18 protein-coding genes and 1 riboswitch are annotated in these 21951 nt (G+C 53.1%); of the genes, 3 read left to right on the plus strand and 15 right to left on the minus strand.

From position 1 onward, the window contains the following. Positions 1–340: 340 nt before the first annotated feature. Positions 341–718 (minus strand): PadR family transcriptional regulator, encoded by a 378-nt coding sequence (locus tag M4I36_RS14630; RefSeq protein WP_258112492.1) that lies wholly within the window; start codon positions 716–718, stop codon positions 341–343. Between the two features lie 277 nt (positions 719–995). On the opposite strand from M4I36_RS14630, the gene M4I36_RS14635 reads away from it, so the two are divergent. Continuing rightward, positions 996–1661 carry a class II aldolase/adducin family protein gene (locus M4I36_RS14635; protein WP_258112493.1) on the plus strand — a complete coding sequence of 222 codons (666 nt, stop codon included), beginning with the start codon at positions 996–998 and terminating at the stop codon, positions 1659–1661. 215 nt (positions 1662–1876) lie between these two features. Here the strand turns inward: M4I36_RS14635 and M4I36_RS14640 are convergent, their stop codons facing one another. The 9 genes from M4I36_RS14640 to gcvPA all read right to left on the minus strand — a co-directional run bounded on the left by M4I36_RS14640 (position 1877) and on the right by gcvPA (position 13157). Beyond that, the gene (locus M4I36_RS14640) at positions 1877–2815 is read right to left on the minus strand and encodes an aminotransferase class IV (protein WP_258112494.1); all 939 of its coding nucleotides are present in this window, start codon (positions 2813–2815) and stop codon (positions 1877–1879) included. Between the two features lie 23 nt (positions 2816–2838). Further along, positions 2839–4518: a S53 family peptidase gene (locus tag M4I36_RS14645; protein ID WP_258112495.1), complete on the minus strand. Its 1680-nt coding sequence runs from the start codon at positions 4516–4518 to the stop codon at positions 2839–2841. An 87-nt stretch (positions 4519–4605) separates the two neighbouring features. Next, positions 4606–5901 carry an MFS transporter gene (locus tag M4I36_RS14650; protein ID WP_258112496.1) on the minus strand — a complete coding sequence of 432 codons (1296 nt, stop codon included), beginning with the start codon at positions 5899–5901 and terminating at the stop codon, positions 4606–4608. 75 nt (positions 5902–5976) lie between these two features. Next, on the minus strand, positions 5977–8001 hold the full coding sequence (locus M4I36_RS14655) for an MFS transporter (RefSeq protein WP_258112497.1): 2025 nt from the start codon (positions 7999–8001) through the stop codon (positions 5977–5979). Between the two features lie 361 nt (positions 8002–8362). After that, complete coding sequence (gene tlp / locus M4I36_RS14660; protein WP_258112498.1) at positions 8363–8590, minus strand: small acid-soluble spore protein Tlp; 228 nt, start codon at positions 8588–8590, stop codon at positions 8363–8365. A 54-nt stretch (positions 8591–8644) separates the two neighbouring features. Then, positions 8645–9328: an L-serine ammonia-lyase, iron-sulfur-dependent subunit beta gene (gene sdaAB / locus M4I36_RS14665; protein WP_258112499.1), complete on the minus strand. Its 684-nt coding sequence runs from the start codon at positions 9326–9328 to the stop codon at positions 8645–8647. A gap of 26 nt (positions 9329–9354) precedes the next feature. Then, entirely contained in the window at positions 9355–10230 is an 876-nt protein-coding gene (sdaAA, locus tag M4I36_RS14670) for an L-serine ammonia-lyase, iron-sulfur-dependent, subunit alpha (RefSeq protein ID WP_258112500.1), read from the minus strand. A gap of 42 nt (positions 10231–10272) precedes the next feature. Then, entirely contained in the window at positions 10273–11739 is a 1467-nt protein-coding gene (gene gcvPB / locus M4I36_RS14675) for an aminomethyl-transferring glycine dehydrogenase subunit GcvPB (RefSeq protein ID WP_258112515.1), read from the minus strand. A gap of 59 nt (positions 11740–11798) precedes the next feature. Further along, positions 11799–13157: an aminomethyl-transferring glycine dehydrogenase subunit GcvPA gene (gcvPA, locus tag M4I36_RS14680; protein WP_258112501.1), complete on the minus strand. Its 1359-nt coding sequence runs from the start codon at positions 13155–13157 to the stop codon at positions 11799–11801. Between the two features lie 259 nt (positions 13158–13416). Beyond that, positions 13417–13519, minus strand: a riboswitch (glycine riboswitch). Positions 13520–13764: 245 nt separating this feature from the next. Here gcvPA and M4I36_RS14685 point away from each other — a divergent pair. Beyond that, a complete protein-coding gene (locus tag M4I36_RS14685; RefSeq protein WP_258112502.1) occupies positions 13765–14421 on the plus strand; it encodes a transglycosylase SLT domain-containing protein in 657 nt (218 codons plus the stop codon). Between the two features lie 254 nt (positions 14422–14675). On the opposite strand, the gene M4I36_RS14690 is transcribed toward M4I36_RS14685, so the two are convergent. Next, positions 14676–15488 (minus strand): class I SAM-dependent methyltransferase, encoded by an 813-nt coding sequence (locus tag M4I36_RS14690; RefSeq protein ID WP_258112503.1) that lies wholly within the window; start codon positions 15486–15488, stop codon positions 14676–14678. A gap of 90 nt (positions 15489–15578) precedes the next feature. On the opposite strand from M4I36_RS14690, the gene M4I36_RS14695 reads away from it, so the two are divergent. Next, positions 15579–16373 carry an SDR family NAD(P)-dependent oxidoreductase gene (locus M4I36_RS14695; protein ID WP_258112504.1) on the plus strand — a complete coding sequence of 265 codons (795 nt, stop codon included), beginning with the start codon at positions 15579–15581 and terminating at the stop codon, positions 16371–16373. Positions 16374–16550: 177 nt separating this feature from the next. Here the strand turns inward: M4I36_RS14695 and M4I36_RS14700 are convergent, their stop codons facing one another. The 4 genes from M4I36_RS14700 to M4I36_RS14715 all read right to left on the minus strand — a co-directional run. Then, positions 16551–18332 (minus strand): peptide ABC transporter substrate-binding protein, encoded by a 1782-nt coding sequence (locus M4I36_RS14700; protein WP_258112505.1) that lies wholly within the window; start codon positions 18330–18332, stop codon positions 16551–16553. 212 nt (positions 18333–18544) lie between these two features. Beyond that, positions 18545–19264 (minus strand): creatininase family protein, encoded by a 720-nt coding sequence (locus tag M4I36_RS14705; protein ID WP_258112506.1) that lies wholly within the window; start codon positions 19262–19264, stop codon positions 18545–18547. A gap of 33 nt (positions 19265–19297) precedes the next feature. Further along, positions 19298–20296 carry an asparaginase gene (locus M4I36_RS14710; protein WP_258112507.1) on the minus strand — a complete coding sequence of 333 codons (999 nt, stop codon included), beginning with the start codon at positions 20294–20296 and terminating at the stop codon, positions 19298–19300. A 51-nt stretch (positions 20297–20347) separates the two neighbouring features. Beyond that, positions 20348–21951: peptide ABC transporter substrate-binding protein (locus tag M4I36_RS14715; protein ID WP_258112508.1), on the minus strand; the 1604-nt coding region annotated here is incomplete at its 5' end.

Here is a 21951-nt window from a genome sequence, read left to right on the forward strand (position 1 = left end):
ACGCACGGGCAGTCTTGAAAGGTACAGTTATTGAAACCGCTTTCGAAGAATGTATATTCTGCAGCGACTCCAACGTTCCTGCTTCTTCACCACAAATTTTTGTCCGCGCAAAACAGCGCCTCTCACCTTGGTCGGTCGAGGCGCGTCCGCAATTTGGAAAAAGTAGCACGGTGCTGCTCTGTTCGACGTGTTTTGTCTCGCCTGCAGCGGCATTCACGAACGGGTCCCTTTTCGCACCGTTACCCCCGTGGCAGCAAGCGCGCAAAAACGGCGACGCGGCTTAGCCGCTCGCCACACACCCGACGGACCGACAAGCAAACCTGACTGGCCAGGCTGTTCATCACGTATCAAGATTGAGCAGACCACGAGCAACGAGATCGTCGTATTGCTGAATGAAATACTCAAGGTTTTGTTTGCGAATACAGATGTCCTTATACCACAGTTCGAGTTCAGCCACACCATCCTTCGTGAGATGGTAGACGCGTTTCGCGGGGCCAGGCTCGCTCATATCCCAATCCGAAGTGAGTGAACCGCGCTCCTCTAAATCGCGAAGAACTCGATACACGGCACCACTGTCTATTTCCCAATGGGACGGCATAATCTGCGAAACCCGATTCCACAATGCACCGCCGTGCACATCTCCTTCACTCAAAAACAACAGTAAAAATGCCGGCAAGTGGCGATTCTGCTTGCCCGGCACCCCGCTTTCCTTAGCCAATCGAATTCCTCCCAAATCATAAAGGCGCCCTATTTCCCACCCCTCAGTCTACGGAAGCGCTGAACAATCTGCAACGCCCGAATGAAACCGTCTCGTCCTGGAAACGGTATTAGAGAGTCCGTCCAAGTCGGACGGCCCTATGGGCCGTAGCTGACCTTCCACCGTCTTCCGATGGCCTAGGCGCAAAGGTGATTATGCAGCCACCATTGACAGGCAAATTGATTCACTGTAATATACAGTATGATGTTCATTATAGAAATATGGAGGTGCGTTTTCGATGGATGCTTCACAGGCCAGGAAAGAGATCATTCAGGCTGCAGTGGCGCTTCGCGATGCTGGATTGATGTATCGCGGTCATCACGCAAACTTGTCCGCACGCTTATCGGAGGACACCATGCTGATGACACGCGGAGGCAACGTGGCCAATCTAGACGACGATAGTTTCGCGGTCATTCGCACCGATGGCACGGTATTAGAAGGCGAGGTCATGCCTGCACAAGCAGAAATTATAGAAATGCATGCTGCGGTCTATCGCGCACGTCCATCCGTCGGAGGCATCATTCACACGCACGCCCCTCATGCTACCGTGTTTGCGGTCGCACACGAGCCGATTCCCGTCGTCTACGAGCCGTTGATGCGCTTTGGAATGACCGAAGCCGCTCCTGTCATCCCCTGGGCGCCTCGTGGTTCGGACGCGTCGGTCAGTGGCATTGTCGAAGCCGTCAAACAGAAACCTGGCGTGTCTGCTGTGCTGCTGGCCAATCACGGCGTTCTGGCCTTTGGAAAGTCTCCCGCAGAAACAGCACAGCTTTTGGCAACCCTCGATGAAGCTGCTGAATTGATTTTGCAGGCGCGATTGATTGGCGGAGAAAAGCCGCTGCCAGCACAAGCCTTCCAGCAAATCGAGGAGCGGAAAAAGGAGTTTGCTGGCGCAAAGGCTTAGAGAGAAGCCCAGATTCTCAAAGGGCAAACAAAGGTTGTCGACGGATGGGAACAGGTACATCGGTCAGAGCCGGAGAGCACAATACGTGCCATCCGGCTCTTTCGTACTCCAAGCAGCCTTGGTCGACGGCAACTCTCGCCATCCATCCACCAAGCAGCAAACTCCACGCGCTGTATGACTTTAAAGACTTGACCCTTCGAAACGGTCCGCACGTTTTAGACGCGCGGCCACGATGCAGCATCGGCAATCACGTGACGGAATGCTTGTTGCAGCTTCATCGTGAGAAGACCGCCGTCGTGAAGAGGTCTCTCCCAGAGCGTATGCACACTCTCAACAGACGCCACGAGAGGCTCCTTAACCAAATCCGGCAGTGCCTTTAAGTAGGACATTTTTCGTGCATCGGCAAACACCGCCGTGATGGGCAGAATCTCTGTCGTCGTACCCGTCATGAAAATTTCGTCCACTGTGGCAAGTTCCTCGAGAGCAATGGCCTCCATGTGCACAGCGAGCCCCAATCGCTCAGTCAAGTCCAACACGAAAGAGCGCGTAATTCCGGCGAGAATGTAGCGGTTGTCCGGTGCTGTCCAAAGCTCTCCGTCCCGCACAAACCAGGCATTGCTGCTCGACCCTTCCGTGATGACGCCATTTCGCACAAACAGCGCTTCAACCGCGCCTACACGGTGGGCCGTTTCCTTCGCGGCAATATTCGGCAACAGGTTAATCGACTTAATCCAGACATCTGCAAAACGATTGTCTGGCAGACACAGCAAACTCCCACGTGCGTCGAGAGCAGGCGCGGTGACCGGCCGAACGGTCAAGCAGACCGAGGGCTGCACGGCAGGAAACAGATGAGCCCGTTCCGCAATGCCCCGTGTAACCTGAAGGTAAACCATTGCATCCTGCTCGTCGCTCCGACCAATGGCGTCCTCTACCAATTCAGCCCATTCTTCATCCGTGTGGGGATTGTCGATACAAATCGCCGAAAGACTTCGCTTTAAGCGCAAAAGATGCCTATGGAGAAGGAATGGCCTCCCATGATAGACACGAACCACCTCATAGACACCGTCCCCAAACTGGTGACCACGTTCCTCGATGGGTACAACGGGATCGTCTGGATGAACAAACCGACCGTTCCAGTATGCGATTTTTGGCACTCTTTCACTCGCCCCTTTTCGCTCTAGTTCGCGCTGCGTAGGCTGTCGAGAAACGACTGAATCAGCGTCCCACCCTTCGGACTGCCAAGACCCGTGCAGCAATTCCAACCAGGTCCTGCCGAATAGACATCACTTGTCCCCTGAATGTCGTTGTTCCCGTGAGTAATCTCCCGAAAAGCGTGGATGGCCGGCGATATGCCATACAAAAACGGATTCATGAAGCCCGTCAGATGACCCGTCATCTGTTGAGTCAACACCAGCAGTCCGGCCCACAACGGCGCGACAGCGCTGGTTCCGCCGACAACCATCGACTGTCCATCGACCAAAATTTGATATCCCGTCTCCGGGTCAGCATTTCCCGCAACATCGGGTACCCCTCGGCCGCGCACGCCACCTGGGTTCGCCGACGGAGGCACCCCCGCACCTTCCTGCCAACTCGGCACGGCAAAGACGCTGCTGACGCCTCCCCCTGTAGCGCCACCCATCAGACCATCGTTCCAGACCGTCTCGCTGTCAATGACGCTACCGGACCCAACCAAGCGCGTTCCCCCGCAGGCCAGAACATGCGGCGAGGATGCAGGAAAGTCCACGTGGTATCTGCCATCGTCGACTCCATCGGTCGATCCGCTATCGCCAGCGGCCACACAGACACTGACGCCGAGCAGTCGCCCATCCGCTAAGGCGGAGTTCATCGCTTGCAAGCTCGACATGCTCCACGAGTCCTCCGGACCGCCCCAGCTGATGGAAAGTACCGTCGGGCGATACGTCGTGTCGTGCATGGCCATCGTGATCGCGTTGAGAAATCCGGCATCCGTATTCGGAGTGAAATAGACGACCACTTGGACACCAGGGGCGACGGAGGCAACCACTTCGATATCGAGATTGACTTCGCCGTCCGGGCCGTTGGGACTGCCTGGTTGATTGACTCCTCCATCCACCGTCACCGTTGCCACTCTTGGCATGGGTAGGCCGAGTGCCGAAAAATAGTCTTTGAGATTACTCTCCGTATAGCCTCCGCCCAGTTCAATAATGCCGACGCACTGGTCGGAACAGGGCACGTCGTTCGGATATTGATAGAGCTCTGCGACTTGAGGCGGCGTGTACGACAGAGCTAACGCAGTGGCCGCAGCTCGCGAGTGCCATCCTTCCTCGCTCGTCACACCCGCGTTTCGCATCCGCAAATGTGGCTTAGCTTGCGGACGGGAGTCAAGTCCAAGCACGGCGCTTATCCGGTCACTAAGCGACGTTGGCAAAGACACAGAGCCCGTATAGCCCCGATACGTGCCGTCGGGATGGTCATAGTTGCGCAATTCGAGTAAAAACGCGCGATTGAAATTGCCGACCGTGCCGGCGAGGACCACCGTGCCTGCAGCTCTCAGAACGCGCGTCACCACAAGACCACACACCTCGGCATAGCCTGTGACCGCCGCCACGTCCTCATCGGTCGCGCCATACTTCCGGGCAAAGGACTCCCGCGAGAGAAAAGTTCGCTCAGAAATCGGCAGCGAGTCCAACGTCTCGAGGTATCCAGAAAGTTCAGAAGATGCTGCGCGGCGTAAAACCATCGTGACCTGTATCTCTTCATGGTCATCGGTTGGACCGACGTCGACTGCACCGGGTAACGCCAAGCGGCTACTCATGGGAAGAATGCGCATCGTCTGTCTGAAGGAATCGCCGTCGGGCAGAGAAGACTGACTCTTCAAGAATATCATTCTCCTTTTCTGCACGGGAGCACGAGCGGCCATGCTTAGTTTCCCAACATCATAACACAAACTATTTCGAATCTATTTCTATTTTCTATGACGGACCTTTGACGATGTCCCTTTTTGGGTCGATCCCGAACGCATCATAAGAATCACGATACTGACCAACCCGGCGAAGCAGAGGATGGAAGCTAATTCGTAGACGCCTTTCGGACCCATGTCTCCGAGGACCACGCCACCTAAAATGCTTCCAGTGATGGCTGCTAGGCCCATGTTGACGGCACTGTACACAGACTGCGCTGTAGCCCGGTTGTCCACATGGCTCACTTCAGCCGCCAAGGCAACGCCTGCGGCAAACGTGAAGCTGAAGGAAATGCCATGAAGCATCTGCAACAGAAAGAGGGTCCAAGTTGGCGGACCAAAGGCGAGGACTATCCAGCGGAAGCAAAAAACGGAGCCACCCACAACAAATACTTTACGCGGGCCAAACCGCTCCAAAATGCCTCCAACCACGTAGAAAAACGGAAGTTCACTAAGTGCTCCGAGCGCATAAATCACACCGAGTAAGGACATCGGATGGCCCATGTCTCGGTAATATAAACTGTAAAAATTTGAGTTCATGATTTGACTGGTACTGACTAAAAAAATAAATGAGAGAACGAGGAGAAACGGGCGGTTGCGGACGAGGCGCTGGATTTCTGTGAATCTCGCTCGCTTCCACCATGGCAGGGGCGCGTCCGTGGACTGCTGACGCGTAGACTTCGCACGGACCCGAAGAGTCTCGGCTTTCCGTTTGCGCCCCGGCAGCGGGTAGCCCATCAAACCCAAAAAGGCCATGACACCCGCAAGCAAATAAAGTTCTGGCAAACGTCCAATTCCAGCATGTATACTGTAAATCAATGAAGCGGCCACGGACGCAAGGGCCCAACCCAAAGAGCCGAACATGCGCACTTTCCCGTAATTCCGCACCCCCGTTTGCTGAATCGTCAAACTGTCCATGACTGGCGTCACGGCAGTCTGGAATAGTGCAAGGCAAGCCACCGTCCCTATCAACCACAAGAACGATGGTCGCAGGAACAGCAGCAAGGATATCAATGGAGCAGCCAAAATGGCCGTACCGACAGTTTGTCTCTGAATGGAAAAGCGGTCATTGATGAGCCCCCACAGAGGCTGAAACAGCAACGCCATCAGCGGCGGAACCGATAGAACCAGGCCGATTTCGGCGCTCGTGAGTCCGACATGCTGCAGATACAAATTGAAGTATGGCGCAAAGACACCAATGGTTGTGTAAAATAGCCCGTAAAACGCCATCATTCGGGCATAATGCCCCTTGGTCAGCAGTCGAGGCTCCTCTACAGGATGCGGGCCAGTCGCAGTGCTCAATGCGGCCCCTCCCTTTTGTCTGGCGGTTGACCGGCTCAGCCCTAAGCCCTCGCAAAATGGCCGATGCCTGACGGATTAACGCACCTCTGCTTCGGTGCTGGCAACGAGTTCTCGAGCGAGTCGGCGGACCATCGTCCGCACTTCTTCGTGCTGTTCCGGTGACCAACCTGCGAGCAACTGCGAGAGCCCTTCCGTCCTCGCAGCAACCAGTTTTTCGGCTACCTCTTGACCACGTTCCGTCAGCTTCAACGGATGGTCCGTGTGCACATCGCCGTTGACGTAACCAGCCTCCACCAACACCTCCGCCATACGTTCAATCCGCTCGGTTGACACGTGAACGTGACCAGAGAGAACCTTGACGCTCCAGTCCGGATGGTCGGAAATCCGGAACAACAACCAACAACTGTGGACATCTAAATCCACTCCCGCCTGCGCTGCCAAATGCTCGTATAAATGGACTTGCGTGTCTCTTTGAGCCAGGACAGACAAGCTTCGAGTCAATTCCTCCAACGAACTGAGAGCAGCCGGCATCGCCGTTGGCGCCAGTGTATCCGCTGGATTTGTGGCGGCTACGGTCTTTCGCAGAGGCACTTCTTTGAGGAACCATGTCAACAGAAATGCGACCAAAGAAATCGGCATGGCTACCAGAAAGACGAAATGAAGCGAAGCCGCATATGCGTGCACGTATCCACTGTGAACCGCCGGGGGGAGAAGATCCAACGCCGCGGGGCTAGCACCAGCCGCTGCGCTAAAATGCGGCGGCAATTTCAACCCGTGCAAATAAGTGGCGATGTTCTTCGTGAATTGACTGACAAACAGAGCGCCGAAGACGGCCGTCCCGAACGATCCGCCAATCGAGCGGAAAAATGTGGCGCCCGCCGTGGCTACGCCAAGGTCGGAGTACTCGACGGCATTCTGAACGGCAATGACGAGAACCTGCATGACAGCACCGATTCCCACGCCGAGCACAAACATATAGATTCCGCTCTCAAGCCTACCCGTACCTACTCCCATCAGGGACAGCAGGTACATTCCGAGTGCCATCAGCGCCGTGCCGAGAATCGGAAAAATCTTGTAGCGTCCAAAGCGACTGATGAGTACGCCAGAGAGAATCGACGTGAGCAAAAGACCAGCCATCATTGGAAGCAGTTCGAGTCCAGAAGCTGTCGGACTGTCTCCGCGCACCACCTGCATATATTGGGGCAAGTACGTGATGGCCCCAAACATTGCAAAACCGACCACAAAGCCAATCGCACTCGTGACTACAAACACTCCGTTACGGAACAAATTGAGGGGCAAAACGGGTTCTGGTGCCCGCCGTTCCGCCACGATAAAGAGCAGCAGAAACACCAGAGAGGCACCCGCCAGAGAGAGAATCTGAGCAGAACCCCATCCGTAGGTGGTTCCCGCCAGCGTCGTCAACAGAACCAAAGCTGCCGCCAAAGCAGCGAGAAAGAGGGTCCCTAGATAGTCGACCACGTGGTGAACGCGCGTCAAACTCTTTGGCAACACTGCGGCAATCACCAAGAAAGCAATAATTCCAACCGGAAGATTGACATAAAAAATCCAGTGCCAAGACAGATGTTGGACAATAAATCCGCCGAGCAACGGACCGACCACGCTGGTCACGCCAAAGACGGCGCCAAAAATCCCCTGATACTTGCCCCGGTCTCGGGCGGATACAACATCTGCGATAATCGTCTGCGCTCCGACGGTCAAACCGCCGCCGCCGATACCTTGCAAAGCACGGAACAGGATGAGCTGTGTCATGGAATCACTGAGTCCGGAAAGTGCCGACCCGACGACAAAAATAACGACCGAAATTTGAAAGAATGTCTTTCGGCCATACATGTCGCCAAGCTTCCCCCACAGGGGTGTGGAAATCGTAGAGGTAAGCAAATACGCCGTGACAATCCACGACAAGTGAGACAGCCCGTGCAAATCCCCAGCTATGGTCGGCAGTGCCGTGGCGACAATCGTCTGGTCGAGCGCTGCGAGCAACATCCCGAGCAACAGTCCACTCATAATCAACCAGACGCGACGTTTGTCGATGGTCGCATCTGCACCTGCGTCGAGCGTATCCGGCATACGTGTTGCCAATGCTCCATCTCCTTCACCAAGTTCATCTCTACATTCTCTTTGCCATTTTACTCTACAATTCCTCCTTGAACGTCTCGGTGTGACGAAACGCTGTCACGTTTGTCGAAAACATGTGCCAAAAGTGGACCGTCCAGACAGCACATAAAGTGGACCGCCCAGACAGCGCAGAATGTGGACACTCGTTGAATTGGGTGGAACCGCTTGCCTCACGCCCTCTCAAGCGCAATCAGGGAGCGCGCATGCGCTCCCCGGCTTCAACCGCTGTCGTCCACGTCCACGTCCATAGCCTGCGGCTGTCCTATCGTTTGAATTCCAACTCTAAGCTGACTCGCATGCCGACGACGGTCTGCGCTTCACAGCTTCATTCCATTCGTTGATGATTTGCCTCGTCTTGAATCTCTTCCCGAAAACCACGAATTGCTTGTTCTCTGCGCTGATTTTTGGCGCGAATGGCCTGCTCATCTTTCTGAGACAGGTCGTCTTCATGTGCCGCCAAAAAATCTTCTGCCTCTCGTGCATTGGCCATGGTATCGTCAATCGCCCGTTGAATCCGATCCACATTGTCCGCTCGGTCGTCTCGCTTTGCCACAAGTCACCCTCCTTTCCGTTGACTGTAGGATGCGACAAAGGCAAAGCGAGCTATTCATGGCAACTCAGCAAAATTGGTACAGACCAGGCGCAGGTCGGACACTTCCCCAATCTCCGCCCGCAACTCCTGCAATACGCCTGGCGGCAGTTTTCCGTCCACTTCACAAAGCGCCACAGCATTGCCACCGCGCCGCCAACGCTCGAGCACAAGGCGCCCAATATTATATCCATGAACATCCAAAAAGCGGCACACTTTTGCCAAGAATCCCGGAGCATCTTGGTGATAGAGCAACAACGTGGGACGGTCTCCGGAAAACTTCAACGGCAGTCCATCCAACTCTTGAACCTCAACTTTGCCACCACCAATCGAACTGGCAACTAAGTCGACTTGGCGCTGACGGCCGAGGAGCGAGATGCGAACCGTGTTCGGATGAAAATAGCCCAGATTGTCTTCCTCAAACGAGTATGAGAGGCCAACGTCACTCGCCATCTGTTTGGCAACCGGAACGCCATCCTCCTCCGGGGATAAGTTCATCACCCCCGCGAGTAAAGCAACATCCGTGCCGTGCCCGCGATAGGTTGTGGCAAACGACCCCATCAGGCGAAATTCGGCACAGAGCGGCGGCTCCGCCAGCACCTGTCGGGCAATGTTGCCCATCCGCACCGCACCTGCGGTATGAGAACTGGACGGTCCGACCATCACCGGTCCGATAATATCGAACGCGCTCGTGTATTTCACCCTTCCACACCTCCCGACGCCCTCGGCTACCGGCCGAAGACTTGCTCTCGCAAGCGCTGCCCCGTCGGTGTGGAGGCAAGCCCACCAAGGCCAGTTTCGCGCAACGTAGACGGCATTTTTTGTCCGATATGGTGCATGACTTGAATGACTTCGTCAGCCGGAATGATGCTGCGAATTCCGGCTAGCGCCATGTCTGCAGCAGCAATCGCCGTCAACGCGTGCAGCCCGTTGCGCAGAATGCAAGGGATTTCTACCAGACCACCTACCGGATCGCACACCAATCCCAACGAGTTCTTCAGCGCAATGCCCACCGCATGCGCCACTTGGCGCGGGCTGCCCCCTTGCATCTCAACGAGGGTACCTGCTGCCATGGCCGTGGCCGATCCGATTTCCGCCTGGCACCCTCCAACGGCCCCGGAGATGGATGCGGAGTTGGCAATCACCAACCCCAACGCGGCGGCGGTCAACAGTCCGCGAACGAGGGTCTCGCGACGGGTGCCGTGAGTGTCTACCATGTACATCAAAACACCCGGTAAGATACCCGCTGCTCCCGCTGTGGGCGTGGCGACAATGCGCCCCATGGACGCATTGACTTCCGAGACGGCGAGTGCATAAGCGAGAGGTCGCAGAGCATTCACTGGCAATATCGTGCGGCCCTCGTTCAGATACGTTTGCATGCGAAAACCGTCTCCACCCGTGAGCCCCGTTTTCGACACGACGCTCTCCGTGGTGCCTTTGCGCACTGCCTGCTCCATGACATCGAGTTGACGCGACATTCGCTCGAGAATTTCGTCGGCACACTGCCCGGACGCTGCCATCTCCACGTCCAACATCAAATCGCCAATGGAGCTATGACGCTCCTCCGCCAAACTCACCAGTTCCTGAATGTGTGAAAAACTCATGACGGCACCCCCATCCCGGATCGTTCCACGCCTATCGAGCCATCAGCTTTCCCTGTCAAATGCATAGCGAAGCACAGGATTGCGCGCCGCTTGCACCTCGTCCAATCGACCAACCACTCTGGTGTACGGGGCGTGCTGGACCAATTCTGGAGAGTGCTCCGCCTCATCCGCGATTTGGAGCAAAATCTCGACAAACCGCTCCATATCTGCCAAACTCTCTGTCTCGGTTGGCTCAATCATCATGCACTCCTCGACAATGAGGGGGAAGTAGATGGTGGGCGGATGCACGCCAAAGTCCAATAAGCGCTTGGCAATATCCAACGTCCGCACGCCCTGCTCTTTTTGTCGCTTGCCGGAGAGAACAAATTCGTGTTTGCATATTTGATCGAACGGAAGATGGTACGCCCCTTGCAAACGGCGCATCAGGTAGTTCGCTGACAAGACCGCCGATTCGGACACTAATTTCAATCCATCCGGACCCATCGTCCGAATATAAGCGTAGGCTCGGACCAAAATGCCAAAGTTACCGTAGAAACCTTTCACCTTGCCGATGGAGTCGGGGCGATTGTATTCGAGATAATACGCACCTTGGTCATGTCGGCAAACCGTGGGAAGCGGCAAATATTTCTCGAGAAATGCTTTGACGCCAACCGGGCCTGCTCCTGGTCCACCCCCGCCATGCGGCGTGGAAAACGTCTTGTGCAAATTCAGGTGCACTACGTCAAATCCCATGTCTCCCGGTCGCGCATATCCAAGAATCGCGTTGGCGTTTGCCCCGTCGTAGTAAAGTAAGCCCCCAGCTTCATGAACAATTTCAGCAATCTCGACAATCTGCCGTTCAAACAACCCCAGCGTACTCGGATTCGTCAGCATCAACGCCGCCGTGTCTGGGCCGACGACCGCGCGCAGCGCATCGAGATTGACCCCTCCATCCGCCGTCGATGCAATCGTGATGGCTTTAAGGCCTGCCATCGTGACACTCGCCGGATTCGTCCCATGCGAAGAATCGGGAATGATGACTTTGTCGCGCACTTCACCGCGGTCGCGGTGGTACTTTGAAATCATCATCAACCCAGTCCACTCGCCCTGCGCCCCGGCGGCCGGTTGCAGACTGACTGCGTCCATACCCGTGATTTGGGCCAAATCTTCCTGCAGTTGATACATTAAAGCCAGCGCACCTTGAACGGTGCTTTCAGGTTGGTACGGATGGATGTTTGCGAAACCCGCGAGGCGAGCAACTCGCTCGTTGCGTTTGGGGTTGTATTTCATCGTGCACGAACCCAGCGGATAAAATCCTGAGTCCACACCATGGTTTCGTTTGGACAACGCCGTATAATGCCGAACCACGTCAACTTCGCTCAGTTCCGGTAAACGCAACTTCTCACTGCGTCGAAAACGACCCAAAAGGTCTAAACTCGCCTCCGGGACATCGAGATCTGGCAACGTAAAAGCACGTCGACCCGCTTCACTTCTCTCAAAAACCAGAGGGACTGCGGAGCTTGCAACCATGCTCCGGCCATCCTCCGGCAGTTCCGTTGGACGAACTTCCAGATTTACGTTTTGGACACTCATGCCATCGCCTCCAATACCGAACAAAGCGCATCCATCTCTTCTCGACTGCGCATTTCGCTGACATGCAGAAGAACGCAATCGGACAACTCTTCATAAAACTTCCCGAGTGCGAGACCAAAGAGAAAACCGTGCTCCAATAACTTCGCCTGCAATTTGGCGACGGGCTGTTTGAAGCGAAGCACAAATTCATTGAAGAACGGAGTGTCAAACGCTAATTGCACGCCGGGCAGAGCGCTCAACCGCTCAGCCAGGTAGTGCGCTTTGTGGTAATTTTGAAGCGCCATCTGATGCATTCCCTCAGGCCCCATATAAGAAAGGAAGATGGACGCGGCCAATGCATTCAGAGCCTGGTTGGAACAGATGTTGGAGGTCGCCTTCTCACGGCGGATATGCTGCTCACGAGCCTGCAACGTCAGCACGAAGCCGCGCCGACCCTCGCCGTCGGTCGTCTGTCCCACAATCCGCCCCGGCAAGCGCCGCATCAGTTCTTTGCGCGCGGCCATCATGCCGAGATATGGCCCGCCAAAAGCCATCGCGTTGCCGAGCGACTGCCCCTCCGCAATCACAATGTCCGCGCCGACCGCGCCAGGCGCTTCCAGCAATCCGAGCGCAACCGGATATGCGCTCACGACCAACAACGCGCCAGCAGCATGGGCCATGTCCGCGATGGCTTGAAGGTCTTCCACGCAACCAAAAAAGTTTGGGTACTGCACAATGACGCCAGCCACCGAGGCATCACACAGTTGTTCGAGTGCTTCTAAGTTCAGGACGCCATCTTTCGTCGGTACTTGCACGCACTCAATCGACTGCCCGGACGCGTACGTCTGTAAAACCGCCTGATATTCGGGGTGCAAGCTCGAAGCCACTAGGAGTTTATCGCGTCGCGTTTGCGAACTACAGACAATCCCCGCCTCCGCCAACGCCGTCGGCCCATCGTACATCGACGCATTGGCCACATCCATCCCGGTCAGTTCAGCAATCATCGTCTGGTACTCAAACGTCGCTTGCAACATTCCTTGACTGATTTCCGGTTGATACGGAGTGTAAGCAGTGTAAAACTCGGACCGACTGATGAGCGCATCAACCACACTCGGCTGGTAATGCTCGTAGCTACCCGCACCGAGAAATGAGACAACTTGCCCGAGGTCTTGATTTTGCCCAGCCAACCGCTGCATGTGCCGCTGCAATTCCAGTTCAGACATCGCTTTTTGCAGTTGCAACGGCTGATTCATCCGAATCGATTCAGGAATATCCGAGAATAATTCGGACACCTCGGAAATACCCAAAAACTCCATCATCTTTGTCCGATCCCGCTCGGTATGCGGGAGATAGCTAAACGTGGTTCCTGACTCCATCCCTAGCACCTCATTTTAGTCTCATCATGCCACCGTAACTGTTCCACCAAACGACCGCTGCAAAACTTGCGTCTACCACGCCCGTCGCCCCAGTTCTGAGCCAACTTGCGTGCCAAACAGGCCCTGCCAAATTCCATGAAAAAGAGGTACACGAATCAAGCCCTCGTGTACCCCTGTCTTTGCACCTGAGAGTTCCCCCGAAAGCGTGCTTCCGAGTTGCCCCGTCGGTAGCCAATATTACATGGCATTTCCAGAGTTGCATCGTTCGGCGCTATTCAACCTGAGAGATTCTGTGCCTGCAGAGGACGCAGCTCACATTGCCCCATCGGTGGTAAGTCAATACACTCTCACGCCGAACTCATTTGCTCATTAAATTTGGCGTCAATATACCACAGGGTGAGCCGCAATTCAAGACGTTTCATCCATCTCTTTCGCCGCTCTTAGATGGGGTTAAATGGCCTCCAAATTCACGCAACTTGCGTTTTGGTATATCTTACCCTCATAATATACTCGGCACATCCGAATAGATATAAAAGTGTGCCGATGGCAACTGTGCCAGTTGTCGCACGCATTTTGTAATCTATACGTATTAAGAAAGGACGAATCGATGGCATACTTACCTCCAAATCAAGTCGCTCATTACGCTTACGACGCAGGTTTTCGGGGTAACTCTCTGGTAACAGCCGTGGCCATTGCCGGCGCAGAATCAACATTTAATACCTCTGCAATCAACTACAATGACACGTGTTTGGGACTGTGGCAAATTAACAAAATGCACGATGAGGCTCGTCCGATGGCGCTCTTTAGTCCGAATGTCAACGCAAAACTAGCTTATTCGATTGCAGACGGTGGGCGCAATTGGTACGCATGGACCACGTACACGAGCGGATGGTACAAAAAATTCTGGAATGTTGCAGAAAATGCCGCGCATTCCATCTTGCCGAAGGTACGAACGCAGCAAGACCATAGCAGTCGCAGCAAGACCATGGTCCGCGCCATCAAACACCATTTTGGCGTGTTAGTGAATGGAAGTCCCTTTCCATCCATCGTAGACCGAGGCGTCACATATCTGCTGTGGACGGTTCTGTCAAAGTGGAACGTACCCCACAAGTATCTCGGTAATGGTAAATTCTCCATCAGCGGGCGAACCGTTCAAGGCCTTGTCCATGAGGGCAACACGTACTTGGAGTGGAGCACAATACCCGGCATCAAAGTGATGAAAATCGATGGAGCATTTACATTTACCGATAGCAACACCCACTAAGAAAAATGCGCGAGGAGCCTGGGCTCTTCGTGCATTTTTCATGGGTGAGACCAGGCCTTGGATTTTTCCCTCTATAAATCGTTCATACCAACTTACTCTAGAGATGCACACTAACTTCATCCAAATCTTAGGATTCCCATTCCTGACTGCTCTACACTTGTCCAGTCTACGCAAGGTAACGTCCACTTATCGTGAAAACAGCAGCCCCATTCTCTCACGTCATCCATCCACGGAGTCCGTCTCAACCGCCGCGTTTACTTCATGCCGATCCGCATCCGATAACACAACCAAGCCCTCCTCGTTTGTTCTGCAAACGCTGCGTGAACGGTCTGTTCAAAGGCCGGAAGCGCCGCCACCATGTCGGGAAGTTGATGCTTGAGCACCGTTTGAACGCTTCCTTGACTGAGGCCAATCCCGATGAATTCTTGCGCGGTCAACTGGCGCTCAACATGAAAAACCACTTCCTTCGTGAACGTAAACAACCCACTTTGCACTATTTGTTGCAAATGTTCGTGTTTCGGCCACTTGTGCACCTGCTGCTCTGCGGGAATATTCTTTTGAATCGACCCCTCTGCAGCTTCAATGAGCGTGTCATACGCTTGTTCTGCCATCACGCTACAACTCGGCGGCCAGTCACAGTCATATGCGGCAAAAAAGCCGCCCGGTTTGAGTATGCGGTGAATTTCAGCAAGGGTGGGCTGCGGATTCATCCAGTGAAACGACTGCGAACAGGTGACAACATCGGCCACTCCATCCTCCAGAGGAATCGCCGTCGACAGTCCGTTTACAAACTCCATCTGCTTCAACCCACGGCGCGAATTTTCCTCCATCGCTTGGTGCCGCATGTCGTCGTTCGGCTCCACACCGACTACACGGCCAGCCACAGGCCCCCAGAGAAATGAAGATAGGCCCGTGCCACAACCGAGATCGACCACAACATCCGGGCGACAACCCAGATACGCAATGAGAATGTCGATCACGCTCTCCGGCACTTCCGGACGATAACCGTGGTAGAGCTGTGCATAGCCGGAGAATCTGTCAATGTTGTTTTCCACGATGTCTGCCAACTGCCAACCCCTCCTCATGTGCTGCCATGCCGCATCCTGCAATTGCGACCTCTTTCCCACAATTGTACAATAGTTTGAGGAGATGAAGACATGACAACGGACATGGAAATGCGCGCCCCACTCGCGGGAGTCCGCGTGGTTGTGACAGGTGCATCGAGCGGCCTCGGTCTCGCGATGGCCAAAGCGCTGCTGCAATCTGGCGCGACGGTCGCGATGGCGGCGCGGCCTGGCGAAAAACTGGAAGCGGCTGTACATGGCTTCGCGAGCAAGGCACTCCCGGCCGTCAAGCTTCCGCTCGATGTTCGTTCGGAAGCATCCGTCGAGCGTGCCGTCGCTTGGGTGCGGCAAACGTGGGGCGGACTGGACGTGCTTGTGAACAATGCTGGTATTGGCATGAGGACGGTAAATCCACGGTTCATGGTAGAGCCACAACCTTTTTATGAGGTAACTCCCGAGGGATTTCGTGACCTGATGGACACCAACCTCACCGGATATTTTCTGGTTTCGCGCGGATTCGCCCCAATGTTGGTCGAGCAGGAGCGCGGAAAGATTATTAACATCTCGATGAATCACGCAACCATGCGTCGCGCAGGGTTTGTGCCGTACGGACCGTCGCGGGCAGGGGCGGAGTCGCTGTCTTACATCATGGCGGAAGATTTGCGGCCTTATGGCGTGACAGTCAACATGCTCTTGCCTGGCGGCGCAACAGCAACGGGAATGATACCGGAGGAACTCAAAGCACACATCGGACCCTCGTTGTTGTCACCGGATGTCATGGCAGAGCCTATTGTCTTCCTGGCATCCGAGAAATCGAATGGGGTTACCGGAGAGCGGATTGTGGCAACCGAATTCGAGAAGTGGCGCGCGGAGCGATTCGGCGGATAGTCGATGGGATGGACCGGCAGCATTGGCACTGTGTTGAGGCGGCGGTGATTTGCTTGAACCGATGGCCCCTGTAAATGCACGATGTACATTCACAGGCGCCATCCAACAACGCACCAATTTGGAATGGGGTTGTTTCCTGCTGGTTTTTTGCCGTCAAGTGCGCACGTATTCTCGCTATCAATCAGAAGGAGAAATCCACCAATACTGTATTTGCGGAAACCCTACGGCAGCGTCTGCATATTTAACGGAATCATGCAAGTCTGGCGCGTGCACTGCTAGCGTCGCTACATTGGTTCCCCACAAAAAAGGCACCTGTGCTGCTGTGAAGTTTTCGTAGGCGTAGAAGTGCTGCATTGTCTCATCCGTCGTTGCATAGGGCAAGTGAGTTGCTCGGATTAAGGCATCCTCTTCTGAATTGCTGTAGCCAAAACCTGACGGCGCCCCCGTGGAAAATAACTCTCCTCCGGATGGGTAGAATCCGGGACCATTATAGGTCCATTCCAGCCCTGTCCCCATTTGCCACTGCTTAGGCGACTTGGGGTTGCTCGTGACACTGATAAACGTGCTGAACGGCATGGGCTTTAACGTTATGTCAATGCCCTCCTTAGAAAAATCCTGTTTCATCAAAATCGCTTCGTCTTGACCTGCTAACGTACCGCTGACGTAAAGCATCTGGAACTTTAACTGTCGATCGCCTTTCGTCATGATGCCGTGGACCTCATGCCAACCGTGCGCCTCGAGGAGTGCTTTGCCCTTTGCGGGATTGTATGGATAAGGGTTTGTCTTCAAGGCAGGACTATAGAATTTTGTGAGCGGGATGGACGGTATGGGTCCGTCCTCCGGTGGAGCAAAGCCATGATATATCGCTTGATCAATGGCCGAGTTATCAATTCCCATTTGCATCGCTTGACGAATATATAACCGGTCAAAGATAGCTCTTGTCGGAGACCCCGGAAACATATTTAAATCCGTGTAGTATACTCCGAGCGTATATTCTGGTGTGATGACATCTCCCATGGACATTAATGCTTGACGCGACCCATACTGGCCCAAATCCAAATAGCCATAGTTGATTGCCCCCGTCTTGAGTCCTGCAAACTCAGCTGCGGAAGACCCCTCATAGGTAAATATCAGTTTCTTCACCGTACTTTTGTGCCCATCATAGTGCGGATTGGGAACCATGACCCACTCCTGATTTGGTGTACCGCTGACCATTTGAAATGGTCCGTCCACTACATGATTGAAGACTGGGTTCGTGGCGTTGTCACCGAGATACTTGATCTCATTGCGAATATTTTTATGGATGTCCAGTACGGCAGCCGGCAACGGGGTAATTTGCGTCAGTCCATTATAAATGAACCACTGCTGATTGGCCGGGTGCTTAAGTGTCACCGTCACCTCGTAGCGTCCATTCGCGACGACACTCTGAAAACCTGTTGGAATATCCCCGGTCCCTTCGCCGACAAAAGGCCACGGATCTGGCGCATTGGGGGCCGAAGCAGCGCGAATGACATTCCACGAAAAAAGAACATCTTGGCTCGTGACAGGCTGACCATTGGACCAGTGCCACTTCGGGTTCAGAAAAATATGATAAATCGTTCCAGCGGAATTATACGTTATTTTTTTCGCCAGAGAAGACGTCCAATCTATTTGGTATTGACCATTAATCCAAATCAGAGGCTTGTACATCTGTTCTGCAACTTCAATGTTATAGTTTGAATCGGATGAAGCGCTCATCATCGGTAAAAACCACGTCAAATTGGTCTGTGGTGGGAGAGCATACGTCAGTGTGCCGCCTAATGTGGGATGACCGGACTCTGGATGAGCCGCATTCGTAGCACTTGTCGTTCGAGCACCGCATCCAGAGACTCCAATGAGCAGGAAGACAGAAACACTCGCTATCAGCGCGGCTCGCGAGTTTCGCATGGTTGGACGAGCTTTCAACATACGCATAGACATTGTCCTTTCTCGCTAGGCTGTCAATGCTGGCCAGCGACTGTGAAATTTTCTGACTCGTGCCCTGAGTAGGCTTTACCCATCGCCCTCTTCTCTAAAATCACGAGATTCCTGCGGGGCCATTCTCTTATCCTTACCCCTTTTATGGAACACCATCTTCGACTACTCGCGACGGACAAACTCGCCACAGGACGTCTTTTTTATAGAAACCTTATTCAAGATTGCGAGAACGCCCACAACTCCTCAATGTCCTTTCGAATTTCAGGTAGCAAAGCGGCGAAGATTTGCTCTCCCTTTTCTGCCGTCGCTTGCAATGCATCTCCTGAGTTTGCATGAGGGAAAATCTTCAGACCGATGTCCTTCGACTTGATTTTGCGGGAGAGTCTATCTTCGTGATTGTGCGCATACTCCATTTCAACCAGGGACTCATCGATTGCCAGCACACAAGACGTCTCATCCTCCCCCGCATGGCCTGTACCTGGGGCATACTGAATGATTGTCGAGCGATAATCCAACCACCAATTCAAGGTCAATACATAAGCCCCCATATCCGCAAGTCGGTCTGCCACTTCTGTTAACGCTGGCATATTGCCACCGTGACCATTGAACAGAATGATGTGGCGAAACCCTTGGTGGATAAACTGTTCTCCAACATTTACGACGTATTCAGTGAAGACATGTTGGGATAAATCAATGGTTCCTCGAAAAGGGGCGAGCGCAAAAGAGTGCCCATACGCTATTTCAGGAGCCATCATAATTTTTTCTCCCAGCTCTCCATCGAGCCGTCTTACAAATTCTCGAGGGATTAACATATCTGTGCCCAGAGCGCAATGCTCACCATGCGCTTCTAACATGCCAATTGGGATGAGGACCGTGTCACAGCCGCGATTCATTTGTCGAACGAATTCATGTTGCGTCAGCTTCATCATGTACATTGTGTTACCTCCATTAATGACGAGATTTGGTCTTTATAAATTCCATTGCAAGTTTACGTCTGCAACAATTTCCCCAACGGGATTGGCAAGAGTATTCTGCACAATAGGGGCCGTGTAACTATCCAATCTTTCGTGCTCTTCGCCACGCAACAGAGATAGGTCTATTAATGTCTTGATCACGACCGGAGGGAGCGCCCTAGCGTTGCCATCTCTTACTTTCCAAACGATAGTCATCTCGCGATCTGTATCTACAACCAAGAAAAACCCCTCTGCTCCGCCCTTCGCCAACAACCGGCCATTGGTTGCTAACATGAGGTTAGTATCAAATCGACCGGTTCCTCCGACCAACTCCGGATAGCCCCGCATTGCGTGCGAAATTCTTTTCATGGCAGCCGCGTGGTGGGGATAACTTTCCGGACTCGCAAATTTTGAAAACGCTGTTGCCCACTGCCGAATGGTCAATGCAAATGCTGGCACTCCGCATCCGTCGACACCGACAGTTATCGTATCTGGTGGCGATTCGGACAGCTCACTTAGTATCGAAAAAATCTCTTGCTGTAGGGGATGGCCTATCCAGTGATACGAATCGAGAGGCAAATCTTTGTGGCGACAATACATGAGCATGCCTGTGTGCTTTCCAGAACAATTACTGTACAAAGCTGTAGGTCGCCGCCCAGCTCGAATCAATCCGTAGAACGTTTCCTCACTATGTGGCTGGTGTCCTCCACAGCGAAGAAAGGACTCATCCAGCTCGAGCTTTGTCAACATATTTGAAACTCTTTCTATGTGCATGTTTTCGGAGCTATGCGAAGCGCAGCACTGAGCTAAATCTGCGTCTTCGAATTTATATTTTTCCAAAGCACCGGATTCGACCAACGGAATGGCTTGTATCGGCTTCATAGAACTTCTGGCAAAGGTGACAAATCCATCATCCCCACAGCCAGCGACCTTCTTTCCGTCACCGGACATCGCAACGATGTACACTTCATGTATGCTCTCCGTAATCCCGCCTCTTGTGACTCGAACAGGCATCTCTTCGTCCCCCTTGGCTGTTTCCTTGCAATGCCACACCATACTACCCGATTAGTTCGATCCCGCTGAAGAGACCCACCAATAATTCATTTGTGGATATCCGGTAAGCGCGTTACCATATTGGGACGTTCCATGCACATTCGGAGCATGTACCATCAGGGTTGCAATATTCTCATTCCACAAAACCGGAAGATGCAGGGCAGTAAACTTCTCGTATTGATAGAATGCCTTCATCGTCTCTTGCGGCGAACTATATGGCCGATGGGTAGCTGCAATCAGTGCGTCTTCCGTAGAGTTGCTATAGCCAAAACCAGAAGGCGCGTTGGTCGCGAACAGTTGGCCTCCACTCGGGTAATATCCTGGTCCATTGTAGAACCATGCCAACCCATTCGACATCTCCCAGTCCGATGGATTCTTTGGATTGTAAGTGACGCTTTCCTGCGTGGACGCTGGCATTCCCTTTAGTGTGACTGCAATCCCTTCTTTACCCCAGTCCTGTTTCATGATTTCGACCTGATCTTTTTCCGAAGTTATTCCAGAGGCGTACAACATGGTAAATTGGAGCTTTTCCGTTCCTTTTGTCATCACTCCATTGACGATCTTCCAACCGTGAGACTCTAGCAGTTTTTTCCCTTTCGCGATGTTAAACGGATAAGGACTGGTGGACAGTGATTTGTCAAAAAAGTTCGTTCGCGGAATGTTCGGGATAGGACCGTCCAGTGGTGGAGCAAATCCGTGATAGATGGCTTGGTCAATTGCTTGTTGGTCAATCCCCATTTGCAATGCTTGCCTAATGTATAGGTGGTCAAAAAGCTTCTTTACTGGCGACCCCGGGAACATGTTTAGCTGAGTTTCAAAATATCCAAAGGCATATTGCGGTACAATCACATCTCCTTGAGCCGTCAACGCTTTTCTTGAACCGTATTGGCTAGGGTCTATATAACCCACATTGATAGTGCCCGTTTTTAGCTGTGCAAACTCCGCTTCATTAGAGCCCTCATATTCAAACACAATTTTATGCACAATGCTCTTGTGCCCATCGTAATTCTCGTTCGGGACAACGACCCACTCTTGATTCGGGACCGCTTTTGACATTTTAAACGGACCATCCACCACACTATCAAACATCGCGTTTGTCGCATGGTCGCCTAGATACTTTATCTCCTTCTCTATATTTTTGTGTATATCCCAAACCTTGGCTGGTAATGGGGTTAATTGAATGAGTCCATTGTAGATAAACCACTGCTGGTTTGCTGGCTTATCCAACGTAATCGTAAATTCGTAGGGACCATTGATAACGAAACTTTTAATTCCATTTGGGATATCACCCGTTCCCGCTCCAACAAACGGCCATGGTGCTGGCGCATTCGGTGCTGATGCCGCTTTGATGACATTCCATGTAAAGAGAACATCTTTTGACGTCACTGCCTGCCCATTGGACCAATGCCACTTCGGATTCATGAAAACGTGATAGACTGTTCCTTCTTTGTTGTATGAGATTTTACTCGCAATGGAAGATGCCCAATCAATGTTAAATTTATTGTTGATCCACAAGAGAGGTTTATATAGCTCATTCACTAACACTACAACGCAGTAAATTTCCGCTGGACGTAGCCCGAAAAACATGATACGATTGGAGGCGGGATTCGGTTGTT

The sequence above is a fragment of the Alicyclobacillus sp. SP_1 genome, from assembly GCF_024706985.1.
Classification (GTDB): Bacteria; Bacillota; Bacilli; order Alicyclobacillales; family Alicyclobacillaceae; genus Alicyclobacillus_I.

Bases quoted from the DNA above. Each gene is read 5' to 3' on its own strand.
- M4I36_RS14635 (WP_258112493.1), top strand. From the start codon at position 996: ATGGATGCTTCACAGGCCAGGAAAGAGATCATTCAGGCTGCAGTGGCG.
- sdaAA (WP_258112500.1), bottom strand. From the start codon at position 10,230: ATGAGTTTTTCACACATTCAGGAACTGGTGAGTTTGGCGGAGGAGCGT.
- gcvPB (WP_258112515.1), bottom strand. From the start codon at position 11,739: ATGGTTGCAAGCTCCGCAGTCCCTCTGGTTTTTGAGAGAAGTGAAGCG.
- gcvPA (WP_258112501.1), bottom strand. From the start codon at position 13,157: ATGGAGTCAGGAACCACGTTTAGCTATCTCCCGCATACCGAGCGGGAT.
- M4I36_RS14685 (WP_258112502.1), top strand. From the start codon at position 13,765: ATGGCATACTTACCTCCAAATCAAGTCGCTCATTACGCTTACGACGCA.
- M4I36_RS14695 (WP_258112504.1), top strand. From the start codon at position 15,579: ATGACAACGGACATGGAAATGCGCGCCCCACTCGCGGGAGTCCGCGTG.
- M4I36_RS14700 (WP_258112505.1), bottom strand. From the start codon at position 18,332: ATGTCTATGCGTATGTTGAAAGCTCGTCCAACCATGCGAAACTCGCGA.
- M4I36_RS14705 (WP_258112506.1), bottom strand. From the start codon at position 19,264: ATGTACATGATGAAGCTGACGCAACATGAATTCGTTCGACAAATGAAT.
- M4I36_RS14710 (WP_258112507.1), bottom strand. From the start codon at position 20,296: ATGCCTGTTCGAGTCACAAGAGGCGGGATTACGGAGAGCATACATGAA.